11 protein-coding genes and 1 pseudogene are annotated in these 14,084 nt (G+C 59.1%); 7 read left to right on the top strand and 5 right to left on the bottom strand.

The features are described from left to right. Positions 1-347: 347 nt before the first annotated feature. The 3 genes from C2L64_RS23265 to C2L64_RS23255 all read right to left on the bottom strand — a co-directional run bounded on the left by C2L64_RS23265 (position 348) and on the right by C2L64_RS23255 (position 3,485). Positions 348-1,220 (bottom strand): SDR family oxidoreductase, encoded by an 873-nt coding sequence (locus C2L64_RS23265; RefSeq protein ID WP_007589989.1) that lies wholly within the window; start codon positions 1,218-1,220, stop codon positions 348-350. 291 nt (positions 1,221-1,511) lie between these two features. Beyond that, on the bottom strand, positions 1,512-2,405 hold the full coding sequence (locus C2L64_RS23260) for an alpha/beta fold hydrolase (protein ID WP_007589991.1): 894 nt from the start codon (positions 2,403-2,405) through the stop codon (positions 1,512-1,514). A 216-nt stretch (positions 2,406-2,621) separates the two neighbouring features. Next, positions 2,622-3,485, bottom strand: a complete 864-nt coding sequence (locus C2L64_RS23255; RefSeq protein ID WP_007589992.1) for a type 1 glutamine amidotransferase domain-containing protein — start codon at positions 3,483-3,485, stop codon at positions 2,622-2,624. A 135-nt stretch (positions 3,486-3,620) separates the two neighbouring features. Here C2L64_RS23255 and C2L64_RS23250 point away from each other — a divergent pair, with 135 nt between their 5' ends. Beyond that, positions 3,621-4,202, top strand: a complete 582-nt coding sequence (locus C2L64_RS23250; protein WP_039901738.1) for a TetR/AcrR family transcriptional regulator — start codon at positions 3,621-3,623, stop codon at positions 4,200-4,202. Between the two features lie 145 nt (positions 4,203-4,347). Here the strand turns inward: C2L64_RS23250 and C2L64_RS23245 are convergent, their stop codons facing one another. Next, positions 4,348-4,491, bottom strand: coding sequence for a hypothetical protein (locus C2L64_RS23245; RefSeq protein ID WP_242680970.1), 144 nt, complete (start codon positions 4,489-4,491; stop codon positions 4,348-4,350). Positions 4,492-5,034: 543 nt separating this feature from the next. Between C2L64_RS23245 and C2L64_RS23240 the strand changes: the two genes are divergently transcribed. The 3 genes from C2L64_RS23240 (at position 5,035) to C2L64_RS23230 (ending at position 8,737) form a co-directional block, all read left to right on the top strand. Further along, the gene (locus tag C2L64_RS23240) at positions 5,035-6,066 is read left to right on the top strand and encodes a DUF4331 family protein (RefSeq protein ID WP_007589994.1); all 1,032 of its coding nucleotides are present in this window, start codon (positions 5,035-5,037) and stop codon (positions 6,064-6,066) included. 93 nt (positions 6,067-6,159) lie between these two features. Then, positions 6,160-7,290 (top strand): Nickel transporter NicT, encoded by a 1,131-nt coding sequence (gene nicT / locus C2L64_RS23235; RefSeq protein WP_007589999.1) that lies wholly within the window; start codon positions 6,160-6,162, stop codon positions 7,288-7,290. 391 nt (positions 7,291-7,681) lie between these two features. Continuing rightward, positions 7,682-8,737 carry an alpha/beta hydrolase gene (locus C2L64_RS23230; RefSeq protein WP_007590002.1) on the top strand — a complete coding sequence of 352 codons (1,056 nt, stop codon included), beginning with the start codon at positions 7,682-7,684 and terminating at the stop codon, positions 8,735-8,737. Between the two features lie 873 nt (positions 8,738-9,610). Here C2L64_RS23230 and C2L64_RS23225 read toward each other — a convergent pair. Beyond that, a complete protein-coding gene (locus C2L64_RS23225) occupies positions 9,611-10,267 on the bottom strand; it encodes a response regulator transcription factor (protein WP_007590005.1) in 657 nt (218 codons plus the stop codon). A 275-nt stretch (positions 10,268-10,542) separates the two neighbouring features. Between C2L64_RS23225 and C2L64_RS56325 the strand changes: the two are divergent. The 3 genes and pseudogenes from C2L64_RS56325 to C2L64_RS23210 all read left to right on the top strand — a co-directional run bounded on the left by C2L64_RS56325 (position 10,543) and on the right by C2L64_RS23210 (position 14,047). Then, positions 10,543-11,081, top strand: a pseudogene (locus C2L64_RS56325) (aldo/keto reductase). 331 nt (positions 11,082-11,412) lie between these two features. Continuing rightward, positions 11,413-12,702, top strand: coding sequence for a sensor histidine kinase (locus tag C2L64_RS23215; RefSeq protein WP_090838512.1), 1,290 nt, complete (start codon positions 11,413-11,415; stop codon positions 12,700-12,702). 73 nt (positions 12,703-12,775) lie between these two features. Then, on the top strand, positions 12,776-14,047 hold the full coding sequence (locus tag C2L64_RS23210; RefSeq protein ID WP_090838514.1) for an MFS transporter: 1,272 nt from the start codon (positions 12,776-12,778) through the stop codon (positions 14,045-14,047). The last annotated feature ends 37 nt before the right edge of the window (positions 14,048-14,084 follow it).

Raw genomic sequence — 14,084 nt, 5'->3', positions numbered from 1 at the left:
GAGGCGCTCGATTCAATCGGAAGTCGTGCCGATACCGTTCCAATCCACATGGTGGAGTGAGCGAGCCACAGCTTTGCCTCGGGCGCCTCACTTGCTTAAGCAGGGCTAAGTGCATCCTGCATTTTTGCCCAGTTGACTGTTTTGTCCCACGGGGCGTTGGCCAACATCATCTCTGGCACATTACCCCACGCGTTGCCGCTGAGCGCCGTATTGAGAACTTACACGCGCAAAGTTGACGTCTTTAACGCGTGCTACGTTCGTGGACTTCGTCGTCACTGCGCTTTCGGGCAATGACCGGCCCCGAACCTGTCCTGCATCGGTGCTGGCACGCGCTTTAGACGCGGAGGCTAGCGTTGGCCTGATGGTTCCTGGCGCCAGCTTGCCACATGATCCGCCACGAATCGCTCGAAGGTGTAAGGGGCTCGAGCAAGCAGCTTCTCAACATCGGGGCTGACCGCCGCCGTATCGCCGGCCGCGATCACTCGGTTCAGGCTCATGACTGTTTCGATTGACCAGTCATCCATCCCCGCCTCCCGCATTGATGCGACGGCCGCGTCATCCGGCACGGCCACGTAACTGATGCTGCGCCCCAGAGCGGCGCCGATGCATTGTGTCACCTCAGCGTTGGAAAGAGCCTTGCCGCCCGTCAACGTATACGTCTTGCCGGCATGCGCGGCCGGATGCCGCAGGATCGAAGCGTTGACGGCCGCTATATCGCGAACGTCGACGAATGCCACCTTTCCGTCGCCCTGCGGGAGATAAAGCGTGCCCGCGCGGATCGTGTCCCCGTAGTAAGTCAGATAGTTCTGCATGAAGCAATTCGGCCGCGTCAACGTGTACGCCATGCCGGACTGCGTCACCAACTGGTCGATCTCGCCCTGGACGCGACCAATCGCGCAAGGGCTTGCCGGATCGGCTTCCGCTCCGGACGAACGAACGATGTGCTTAACGCCAGCCGCCCTGGCCGCGGCGACGGCATTGCGGGCCAACTCGACCATGTTGGCCTTCAGCGGGAGCAGCAGGAACAGCGTATCGATGCCGCGCAATGCGGGCGCGAGGCTCGCGGGGTCCGCCAGATCGGCGTGACGGGTTTCGACGCCCTCAATTGCCTTGCCTGTGGACGACATGGCAATAACGTTCGCCCCGGCCGCCTTGAGCGCCTTGATGAGTTCGCGGCCTACCGTGCCAGTGGCACCCGTAACGAGAATGGTATTGGACATGCAGTACTCCTTTTGGTTAGCACATGGACTGGAGAACGCCGCCAGACACGGCTTGGGCCGTGACGGCACGTTCAAAGACAACTTCGTCGAGCATATGTACGCGTTTGACCGCGAAGACCGGCTCATCGCGCATGCTCGCGAGGGTCGCCGGGGCCTGCCACGGCCGCGGCGATTTGCTCAACGAGAACTGGTAGTAGCCGCCGGCCTGGTAGGCTTCGCGCGGCCCCTGTGGCGGTCGCGATCATCAGATTCTTGCCGCCCACCGGGCCGCAGGAACTGCCCCCTTCCACATCAAGCGGCGGAGAGGGCTGTTGATTGGGTCTCGACAAGAATTCGGGCGAATTCTTCTGGCCTTTCCAGCGAAGAAATATGGCCGGTGTCGTTGAGGACAACCATCTTCGCGTGCTTGATCAGAGCCTGGTTCGCCTGGCGCTCGTTCGGGCACGACCAATCATGATCGCCATAAACCAGTGTCACCGGGACATCGATCCGGGCGTAATACTGTCTCGCCGCGACGTAGCTCGAAAGGCCTCGATAAACGGCACGCGCAACGTTTGAGTAGCCCGGCCGCTTCCCGCTCTTCACCAGCTCGTCGATCAAGTCCGGCGGCATGTTGCTCGGGTCGTGAAAGCCGCCTTTCAAGATTCCGGCGAGCGTGGCCCGGCTTTCCATGGCGGCGAAAGTCGGGCCGATCACAGGCGCGCGCACGCTTTTGATAATGACCGACGCGAGCAGGTTCGCCCTCTCCACGCCCGGCAAGTAGTCGTACGGATTGAACGCAACGACCTGTTTGACGCGATCGCCGAGCACCGCTGCCGTCGTCAATGCCAGCGTGGCGCCCATCGACTCGCCCGCGAGCGTGACGTCGCGCAGGTCGAGCCGTTTAATGAAGCTGACGACATGCTCTCGCATCGCCGGCTCCCGATAGTCGGCGCCCGGTACGATTTCCGACCAGCCAAACCCAGGATAGTCGAACGCGTACACAGTGAAGTAATCGGTGAGCTTCGGGATCACCCGTTGAAACAGATCCAGTTGGGTACGGATTGAATGCAGCAGGACCAGCGCAGGGCCTTTGCCGGCCCGCACATAGCGGACCGTTGTCCCCCCGTCGGCTAACGACAGGAACTCCGGCTTTTGATTGGGCCACCAGCGGCACATGTAGTCGATTGCATTTTGATTGATCATGATCTTCCTGGTTCGTTATGTCTGGAATTTGAGCTAAAGGTGCTGCGTCATTGCGACCATTCGTCGACTACCGCGGCGAGTAGGCTTGCACCGGACCGGTCGGTCAATGCCGTCAGTCTGGCTGCCTGCTTTTGAACGGTGGCGTCCTTCGGTTCCACGGCAGTCGTTTGCGGAGCCGGTTCTGTGGATGGCTTGCGGTCCGCGCACCGTGACCGGTCACGATGCGCGCGCCTCGATCACCGCGGCGAATGTGCGGGCAAAGCTATGAGCGTCGCCGGGCCAGCGCGCCGAGACGTAGTTCTCATCCCGCACCACCCACGCAGGGCGATCATTCGTCACCGTGTCGCGCGCTGTGCCGCTCGTCTTGCGTTTGAACTCCGGGTCGCTGCCGGGAACGTCGATGTAATCCGCAGCGCTCGCGAGTGCGCGCGTGACTTCGTGTTGCACAGACATGTATCCAACAGGTTGCCCCACCGCTTCGGTATAGGTGCGGTAATAGTTGCGGTCCCAGAAACGCCCGACCTGGGCGAGAGCGCTGGCCTTGCGTTCGAGCGACCAGGTGAGTGACGTGGTTTTTCTGCCATGCAGAACGGACAGGCCATCGGCACGCTTGCTGCGGGCGGCCAGCAGCACGCCATGACAGATCGCCGCCACCGGCTTCCCGTCGGCGAAAAACTCGGCGGTGATCCGCTGAAGAACACTACTTTCGAGGTATTCGCGCATGCCGCGCGCGCGATGCCCGCCGCCGAGCAGCAAGCCGTCGAAGTCCTCTGACTTGAGTTGGTCCCAGCACATCGGGCTCATGAAGGCCGGATCGCGCAACATCTCGGCATAGGCGTTCCGGGCGTCGGCATTGGCGCTCAGCAGAAAGCCCAGCATGCGGATATTGCGGAGTACCGGGATGCAGCTCCAAGGGTCGAGCCCGATACCGGAGAGCATGATCGGGTCGCACGCGCCCGGCTTACCGTCGGGCGTCGCAAAAATGACCCGATGACCGCGCTGCGTCAATATCTTCCAACTCACCGCGACTTCGGAGGGATCGAAATCGCGGCTGGGGATCGGTAACAAAACGAGGCTCATGGCGAGAGTCCTTTCGATGGGAGACGGTTGCGTTTAATTGGGTCGACGCCCCGGCTTGGGCTGATCGTTAATGTGATGACCTATAACATATAGATGGCTTGACCGGCCGTCAAGCAAAATGTTATAGATAATCACATGAACGAAAACCCAAGCGGAAAGACCTCTACCCGGGCCGGATACCATCACGGTGATCTTCGGCGGACGCTGGTGCGAATCGCGCGCGACCAGATCGCGGAAAACGGGGCGCATGCGGTGTCGCTCGCCTCTCTCGCGCGGCTCGCCGGCGTAAGCCAGCCAGCTCCCTATCGGCATTTTGCCGACCGCGACGCACTGCTTGAGGCGGTCGCGACGGAAGGGTTCGAGGAGTTTGCCGCTGCGCTTACCGCTGCGGCGGGAGGGCGGGACGGCGCCGTGAAAGCGATGGCTTTCACCTATGTCGCATTCGGCGAAGCGAATATCGAACTCTATCGACTGATGTTCGCGTCGCGCCTCGTACCCGATGCCGGCACGGGAAGCGCCCTCGAAACCGCTGCCGTCGATGCCTTCAACCGCTTGCGCGGTGCCTTATCCGCCACGACGCCGGCGGACCGCGTCGATGACGAAGCCCATCTAATCTGGGCCCAATTGCACGGGCTGGTAATGCTGAAGGCAGACGGGCACATCAGGCGCCCCTTGGCGGAACTGGTCGAAGTGTCGAGTCTGCTCAACCCATCCTGACAGCCGCAATCACCCGGCGCGGAAGGTACCAATGCGTACAAACCGTTGTGCGCGCGTCGGGTCCCAATCATCTCTCAATCGATGGCTCAAATGGGTACCCCTTAACGGGCGATGCGGCGGCCCGATCGCACTCGGGTATCGTTTGTCACCGTGCAAACGGTGTTCGCTGCCATCGGTTCTGTTTCAGCAAATCCCGCCGCGAGCCACGTACTTTCTCGCGCAGACGCCAGCTATGGGGCGTCGTTCCCGTGGCACGCTTAAACAGCCGCGGAAATTGCTTCTTTGACATGTGAATAGAGCCCGCTATAGCTTCTATCGACATGTTGGAGTTCAGCGTCGCAAGCATCAGGACACTCGCCGTCTCAATAACTTCACATCTCTAAATAAGCGGTCGTTCCGCGCCGCGTTGCGCGGCGTTCCGCTTTCATCTGGCTCAGTCGGGAAGCGGGATTCGTTCCATCATTGAAAGTGGAAGCGAAAAACATCCTGCATCCACGCGAGTGTTTGGGCGCCTTCGCGCCAACAAATCAATCCTGACTTCCAATCAATAGTCGGTCACCCAGCGGTAATCGGACGTGACCGGAGTTCAGACAGCAAGGCTGCCCAAACTCTGCACAACGTGCAAATCCGGAAAACACGCTCTTTCAAAGTAGTGCGCTTTTTTCAGTGAGATCAAGATCGCGCTGTCGAACGGACGCCGACCTATCACGCTGGCGAATCGACATAACTAGAAGCGACGTTACACCTGGATCGCCAGGTGGTCTTCAGGCCGCAATCTGTAGCCGGGAGACCGTCGTTTAACGATGTCCCACTCAAAGAAAAGGAGCGACCTATGTCTCACCATCTCGATTCGCCGATTGCTCGCCAGGATATCCGCCTCGACATCACCGATCTGTACTGCTTCCGCGGCCAATCGGGCACTGTGTTCGTCATTAACGTGTGCCACTCCATCGCCGGCGACGTGCCCGTTCCCGGCTACCACCCGGAAGGCATGTACGAGTTCAAAATCGACCTGAATCATGATGCGATCGAGGAGTTGACGTACCGGATCGTGTTCGACGAGCGCGACCTTCAGGGCAAGCAGCGTTTCGTCGTCCGCCGCATCGCGGGCGCCGATGCGACCGATCCACATGCACAAGGCACTGTGCTGGCGGAAGGTACCACGGACGAGCCGCTCACAGCGCCTGCCGGTATCCGCGTTTGGGCGGGCAAGGCCGGCGATCCGTTCTGGATCGAGCCGGACGTGCTGCACGCCGTCGGGCACGTCTTCCAGGATGGAACGCCGATGGATCTCGGGAACTGGAAGCCGGAGCAGGCGCGCAACCTGTTTGCGGGCCACACTGTGTACTCGATCGTCCTTGAAGTGCCAGACGCGGATCTGCTCGCGGAAGCTGGCGACAACCGCCAGGTAGGCGTCTGGGCCGTCGCAACGCTGGCGACCGATGCGGGTGGTTGGCGCTCGATCAACCGTGTCGGCCTGCCGATGATTCACCCTCTCTTCACGCAGTACAACGAAGAACTCGGCGACAGGCTGAACGCGGGCCGGCCGGCCGACGATTTCGACACCTATGGCCCGACGATAATCCACTCCGTGGCAGGCGCCCTACGCGCCAACGGCACGGCTGAAGATCCTGAAGGGTACGCGACCCTCGTCGCGCATCGCTTTCTTCCCAACGTCCTGCCCTACACGATCGGCACGAAAGCCGTCTTCGGCATGGCAGGCTGGAACGGCCGCTCCCTGACCGACAACGCGCCTGACGTGATGTTCTCGATCGCTGCGAATACGCCCATCGCACTCAATATCGGCAAAGAGTCTGTGACGGCAAAACCGTCTGCGACGTTTCCTTACGTGCCCATTGTCTGACGCTCGCAGACGGGATCAAACCGGTTCCCCCACGACGGACGTAGCGCGGGTTGCTTCGTCCGTTCCCTCGATGCAACCCTTCGGGAGACTATCGTGTCGTCACGTTTCGCCGACCGTTTCCGGTCGATAACATCCCTGCGTCCGCGTATCTCGCCTTTGCATATCAATTCCGCCGTCCTCGTGATCGCGTTGTTCATCCTTCTGTTGCATGTCGTCGGATGGACGACGCTGATCGCCGTAGTCGCGCCACTTCATTTGAGCGTCGGCTCGGGGGCGGTTGGCGCGGGTATCGGCATTACCGCTTACACGCTTGGCATGCGCCACGCCTTCGATGCGGACCATATAGCTGCGATCGACAACACTACCCGCAAACTTGTCGGAGAAGGTAGGCCCGCTTCGTCGGTCGGCTTCTGGTTTTCATTGGGACACTCGACCATCGTGTTCGGACTCACGCTGCTGGTCGCGATTGGTGCGCACTCCTTATCCGATCACGTAGCCAGCCCGGGCTCGCTCTTTCATACGCTCGCTGGGCTGATCGGCACCAGCGTGTCCGGCGGCTTTCTCTATCTGATCGCGCTTCTGAATCTCGCCTCATTCTTCGAAATCTTCAAGGTGTTTCGTCGTTTGAAAGCCGGCCAATACGAGGAAGCGCATCTCGAACGTCAACTGTCACATCGCGGCGTCGTGAGCCGGCTGCTAGCGCCGCTAATGCGGCTCGTGCACAGGCCCGCGCAGATGTATTTTGTCGGCCTGCTATTCGGTCTCGGCTTCGATACGGCCACTGAAATCGCGTTGCTGGTATTGACGGGATCAGGCGCGGCATCCGGCCTGCCGTGGTACGGCACGCTGTGCATTCCCATACTATTCGCCGCGGGCATGCTGTTGTTCGATACGATCGATGGCTCGTTCATGAACGTCGCCTACGGGTGGGCGCTCGCCAAGCCGGTCAGGAAGATCTACTACAACCTCGTTGTCACCGGCCTGTCAGTTGCCGTCGCAGTGGGCATTGGCACCGTGGAGCTCCTCGGACTCTTCGGCCACGCCCGGCATCCGCACGACGGCTTCTGGGCTATCGTCTCTCGTGTCGACCTGAACGACCTCGGGTTCGGAATCGTCGCGCTGTTCGTCTTCACGTGGCTGGTGTCTGTCGCGATCTGGAAGTTCGGGCGCATTGAAGAGAGATGGTCGCCGGTGCATCGCCATTCGTTTTGGAAGAGCGAATGAAGCTTCGCGCATGCACTATTGATCCGTTTGACCATCCGGTTAGCAGCTACCGGCCAATGTATTCAGCCTGTCTTTGCATCCAACGCTGACGCGCGGCAGTCGCTGCGGGCCCACGCACGTCCCCCGCACAGCGGCAATTCTTCAGGACCTGACGGTTGAATGCGCCCCCCGCCTCATGGGAGAGCGCTTATGTTCAGGTGTGGCCTGCGCGATCCGCCTAAGGGCGGGGAATGGCATGACGACCGGGCATTTACTAAAGCGCCCTCTTCCCAGAAAGACACTGGCTTTCACGAGGCCATACGATCACTTTCACCCCGACGGGTGCCGCAGACGGTTGCACGGTGGCGAACGGGGTCTTCTCGATTAACACAAGACGTCTAAGGAAAACGCGATGAATAGCAAAACGATCAAAGCGGCAACCGGTGTTGTACTGGCAGCAGGAGCGACCCTTCTTGCCGTCGCTCCTGCCTTCGCACAAACGCCCACAAACCCTGCTACCGATCCGCATATCGATCCTCTGATTCGTCAGTTCCTCGATCAGTTAAACAAGAACAGCAGCCCCTTCTGGAAGTTGCCGCAGCCGCAGCCGCAAGACATCCTCACCAAGCTCCAGGATGAAACACCAGTCGACATGAGTGGCGTCACGACGACGGAGCAGACCATCAGTGAAGACGGGCGAGCGGTGAAAATTCATATCATGAAGCCGGACCACGTAGCCGGGAAGCCCGGCGTGCTGCTTTTCATTCACGGGGGCGTCTGGATTGTGGGAAACTTCGAAAACCACAAGCGGTTGTTGCGCGATCTCGTAGTCGGTTCGGGGCAGGTCGGCGTTTTTGTCGACTACACGCCGCTTCCTGCCGCGCGTTTCCCGACCCAACTCGAAGAATCGTACGCGGCACTCAAGTGGACGGCGGAGCATGCTTCGGAATTCGGAGCTGATGGCTCGCGCATCGCAATCGCTGGCAATTCAGTCGGCGGAGACATGACTGCGGCACTCACTCTGATGGCTAAGGATCGTCACGGGCCGAAGATCAGCTTCCAGGCGTTGATGATCCCTGCCACTAACGCCAGTGTAGATACCGCGTCGTACAAGGAGTATGGAACTGGCCGCTTCTTGACCAAGGATTTCATGCAGTACGGATGGAACCTTTATGCGCCGGACGCAACGACAAAGGCAAACCCTTATGTTTCGCCGCTCCGTGCCAGCATCGCCGAAATGAAAGATCTTCCTCCCGCGATCGTCGTCACCGCCGAGAATGATCCGCTTCGCGACGAAGGAGAAGCGTATGCACGCAAACTCAAGGAGGCCGGAGTAAGCGTCGTCGCAGTGCGGTACAACGGCACGATCCATGATTTCGTCACCTTGAACGCGCTGCGAGGAATACCGTCGACCGAAGCTGCGTTGCAGCAGATCAGCGAAGAAATCCGCGAACATCTCAACAAGTAGACGAAACGCTAACCTCAAAGAGCCGTTCACTGATGCAGCAACGGGGCGGCTCCCGTGACTACCTACCAGCACTGTTGCGTCCGATGGGGCAGTGTCTCGCGCCCCAACGGTCAGGTGCTACTTGATATCCAGCCGCTACGTTCCCGCGGCATCGCATCGGGCGATGCGGTCATGCATTGCGTGGGAGTCACGCCGTTGCAGCCGATCAGTTTAGAGCTTCCACGCCGGCTTTTGATGCCGCATGCGCGCCAAGTTCGGGAAAGATTTTGCGATGATGCTGGGTCGAGAATGCGACAATTCGGCCACCATGCTGGAGGCTTTCGACTGCATTTGCCAGAACCAGGAAACGAGCCGTCCGAACTCAGCTTGTGCACGATTGAACAGGGCTTTGACGGCTTTTTCGTCTGCGATGTCCGCCCCGACAGAGTTAACTCGACCACCCTTTTCGATGACCTCGGCGACAACCTTTTCTGTCTAGCTCGGATTTCCTGCGTAGTGCGCGACGATCGTAAAGTTATCGTCCGCGAGACGCTGCACAACCGCCTTGCCTATACCACCCGACCTGCCCGTAACGAGCGCGACCTTCCGCGAGTCCGTCAGGCGAAGGGTGTGACTGCGCAGCGTCATGCAATCCGCCATCACCCCGTACCATGCACCGATGCGTGTTCAAATACCAGAGCGAACAGCGATGCGTTCATTGCGGAAGTCTTCGAAGACCGCTTGATGCGCCTGCCGCTAGTTCCTGACGGAGTGTATGGGCAAGCTGTACCGCGCACTCATCGTAACCAGGAATGGAAGGAATATACGAAAGGATCACCCCGCAAAACTGCAGTTTCCCAGTCAAGAGCGCTGCACGAGCGATTTTCTGGACGCTCAGGCGCGCTCGTTGCCGCCAGCAACGCCAAGCGCCTTTGCTTTGAGGACAAAGTCGGCGATCGAACGAGAATCCATCTTTTGCATTGCGTGACCCCGATGGACCTTCACCGTGATCTCGCTCAGACCCAAATGCGCGGCGATCTGTTTGTTTTGTAATCCGGACGCGACTAATGCAATGATCTCTCGCTCCCGGGGGGTAAGCGATTCGTAGCGTTTCCGCAGCCGAGAGAATGCATGTTCCTTGGCGCGACGGCTCTCATCGGTCCGTAATGCCCTTTCAACGGCATCCAGGATGTCTTGATCACGAAACGGCTTCGCCAGGAAATCCGCAGCACCCGATTTCATGGCTTTGACGGTCATCGCGATGTCGCCATGAGCTGTCATGAAAATAATCGGAATGTCGATTCCGCTTTCCACTATCTGGTCCTGCACCGAAAGACCACTCTGGCCTTGCAGACGGACATCAAGGATCAGACAGCTTGGGACGTCCGGTCGCGAGCATTCGAAGAACTCACGTGCTGTCGCGAACGCGCAGACGTCGAAGTCGACCGAACGTAGTAAAGTGGTCACGGCCTCGCGCATCGCGGGTTCGTCTTCAACGATGTAGACGACTTGCTCTCGCACAATCAAGCCACTACCCTCTTGATTCTTCATTTAACAATCCCCTTCTGGTGGGCGACTGACCGGTAAGCCGCTGAAGATAACAAACCAAAAAGTCGGCTACCGGCAACTATTATGGCGTCGGGCAAATCAGATGCTGATCCGGGATGCGTTGTCCACGCTTCCGCCGTCTCGCCGCGACAATGTACCCATCAGCGTGAAATTCGGTGCGCTGCGCGATCCAAAGGGGGTTCGCACGGCTATGACGGCCGCCGGCAACTGTACGCAACTTCGTTACATATTCCCTCCAACGGCCTGGCCGCGACCATATTGATGTTTACGGCCCCGCGCGACTGGATGCGACGGTGTCAATTGAGGACACGATTGGAGCAATCGCCGATCTTGTGACAACCGGCGTCGGGCGGCATGTCGGCCTCTCCGAAGTGGGCCAAGAGTCGATCCGCACAGTGCGGCTGTGCATCCGGTCAGCGATTTGCAGATTGAATATTCACTGATTTCGCGCGGTATCGAAGACGGGATCCTCGAGCCATGCCGCTCGCTGGGCATCGGGACCGCCGCGTATGGTGTGCTGTCGCGAGGGCTCATCAGTGAACATTGGAGACCGGGTCCTGGCAGCAACGACTTACGTACTGTCAGCCCGCGGTTCCAGGGTGAAAACGTAGCGCACAATTTGTCGCTCGTCGACGCTCTGCGGAAAGTTGCCGATCGCAAGGGGGCACGGTCCGTTCAGCTTGCTATCGCGTGGGTCGCTGCACAAGGCATTGACTTCGTCCCGCTTGTTGGCGCACGTAGGCGCGAGCAATTGGCCGAAGCCCTAGGTGCGCTAACTTTCACGCTCGACGCCTAGGACCTCGCAGACATTGAATCGGCCGTGCCGAACGGCGCAGCGGCCGGCGACCGCTATGCCCGCCCGCTGCTGTCAGAACTGGGCAGCGAAAAACGACCGAGCTGACACTCTCCTTACGTAAATGTAAAAGGCGACGAACCGTTCGGCTCGTCGCCGCCTGCCCGTTGTCAGCCGATTCGAGCCTTGTGGCTCACGCTAGTCTTTCCCATTTGGGACCTTGATTTGGCGAGAAATTTTGACCTTGTATAATCCCCGCCGAACGACCACCGGAGACATGGGATAACCAGCACCGGGCCGTCTGTTCCCCCCGGCACGCTTTCGGACGGTATACATGGAACCTGCGGTAAGCGACGTGCAACCACGACCGGCCAATGCCAACAGCGAGGCTTCAGGAAATGGGGCATCGGACGATCTTTTCCGAAATGCTCCTATCCCGATTCTTGTCGAAGACTGGTCGGGTATCCAACAAAGGTTGAGTTCCCTCAAGAAGGCAGGCGTTGTCGATCTGGACGGATACTTCGAAGAAAATCCTGGTCTTATCGATGAGCTTCGCGACCTCCACGGATTCGTCGATGCGAACGATGCCACGTTGGCGCTTTTCGATGCCGCCTCGAAGGAAGTCTTCTTCGCGCATGCGCGTAAACTTCTACCGGCCGATCGGTTTAGCAACTCGCAGGTCCTACGGGCAATGTTTGACGGGCTCGCATCATGCCAGGGCGAACGAACGCTGACATCGCTCGCCGGCCGCAAGGTTCCCATAGTATGGCGCTGCGCACTGCCAGATGACGCCGAGAGGTACGGTCGCCTCCACTTTTACGCATTCGACGTCACAGAACACAAGGAGAATACCAGGCGGCTGGAAGCGCTTCGGGCGGAAATGGCACATACAGCTCGCGTGTCGATGGCCGGACAGCTCGTCGCCTCAATTACCCACGAGATCGGACAGCCACTCGCAGCGATCCGAACTGGTATAGACGCCGCTATTCGCTGGTTATCTCGCTCACAGCCCAATGTCGACGAAGCCCTCGCCACCTTGCTAAACGCGACCCGCTGGGCTGACGACACGAGCGAGATCTGTCGTAGGCTCCGCAGCTTCCTTGGCGGCGCGCCAATTGAAGCGCAAAGCCTTGACTGTGACGAAGTCGTCGATTCCGTGCTGACGCTCGTTTCGTCTGAAGCGAACGCGAACAACATTCTGTTGCACAAGAACGTCGAACGAGGGGCGACCGCCTTCGCCGACCGGATCCATGTACAGCAGATTCTGACCAATCTGGTTATCAACAGCATACATGCCATATTGGCGGCGAACGGAGACGAAGCCGGATCCGTCGAAATTCGCGCGATGGCGTTTAGCATGACGCACACCGTCTTTGAAGTCGTCGATTCAGGCGGGGGGATAAAGGCAGCCAATCCGGACGATGTCTTCCAGCCGTTCCTGAGCACAAAGCGCGAGGGTATGGGGTTGGGGCTCGCCCTCTGCAAATCGATTGTCGAATCCCACGGCGGAAAGATCTGGGTCGCATCGACGGGTGCAACCGGCACGAGCATAAGCTTCACATTGTTGCGCTCGGATCATTCCGCCGCCAACACCGACCGAATCCGATATTCCAACCCGGCCTAGATTCGCAAGCGAAGAGTTGTCTGTCCGCTTACGTTCGAACCGTCATTGCAGCGCGCTGCGCAAATAGCCTTGCATGCCTACTGTTTCCCAGAGCGCCCAACACGCCTCGACTCGCCACAATCAGTTCCAGATAGCGGCGACCGTCGTCATCGCTAATGCCATCGAATTTTTCGATTACTTTTCTTATGCGACCTTCATCACATTCATAAACAGATGTTTTTTCCCCTCGTCGCTCGGTGCGTCGAGTTCCATATTTTCGTTCGGAGTGTTTGCTGCCGGCTTCTTAGCCCGCCCGCTTGGTGCAATCCTGATCGGAAGGCACGCCGATACCACCGGGCGGAAGCCGGCTTTTCTGCTAACGGCTCTTTTGGTGACAATCGGAACGCTCGGCATAGCCGTTGTGCCAAGCTATTCGACGCTGGGTCTCTTAGCGCCGTTGCTTGTCCTTTTTGCGAGGTTCATCCAAGGTCTGGCGATCGGCGCAGAATTGGGGGTCTCCGCCTCGCTCCTGCTGGAGATCTGCATTCCTAAAAGTCGTTCAACATGTGCCGGATGGCTCATGGCTGGACAGGGACTGGCACTCGTCGCTTCCGGGCTATGCGGAATTGCAATTTTGCATACGGTGCCGCCCGGCGCTCTCGAGACATGGGGATGGCGGATCCCCTTTGTCTTGGCAAGTGCAATGTTTCCGTTGCAGATGTATTTGCGTCGGCGCATCCCCGAAGATCAGATCGATCCAGCTGAAAGCTCTCCGTCCCGAACAGTCCTGCTTGGCTTGCGGAAGCAATGGCTGCTGGCTATCGTTTTCATTTTTGGTGGGACGGTGCCAACCTATATGGCAACGTACACCGCGACGTTCGGCGTCGGCAACGTCATGCCAACGCACGGATTCACCGCCGTCGCGACGGTCGCGGTCGGCCTGACAAGCGTTGTGATGTCCGTGGTCGGCGGGTGGCTATCTGATCGACTCGGAAGAACCCCAATCATCGCGTTTGCAAGACTGTCCACCGTGCTGGTTGCGTTGCCTGCGTTCCATGTTGCTGAGATTTTCAGACACGATGTATCTCTGCTCGCGGTAATCGTATTGTTCTCGGGACTTTCTGCGCTTGCCGGGGGGCCAACCATCATTGAGATTATTCTGATGTTCCCTCGGCGGCATCGTGCGCTGACGCTTTCCCTCGCGTACGCTACTGGCGTCGCGCTTTTCGGCGGAACGGCACCGTTAGTGGTCGCGTCATTGGACGCGTGGGCGGGTTGGCGACAATCAGCCGCGTGGTATCTCATGGTCTCCGGAGCGGCGAGCCTGCTCGCGCTTACATTGAATCGGGTCAGAAATGAACACTAGATGGTTCTGTCGCAATAACGAAGGCTGGCATGCTGCA

Source organism: Paraburkholderia hospita, assembly GCF_002902965.1.
In the GTDB taxonomy this organism is placed as follows: domain Bacteria; phylum Pseudomonadota; class Gammaproteobacteria; order Burkholderiales; family Burkholderiaceae; genus Paraburkholderia; species Paraburkholderia hospita.
This window is presented reverse-complemented; position numbering and strand designations above follow the sequence as displayed.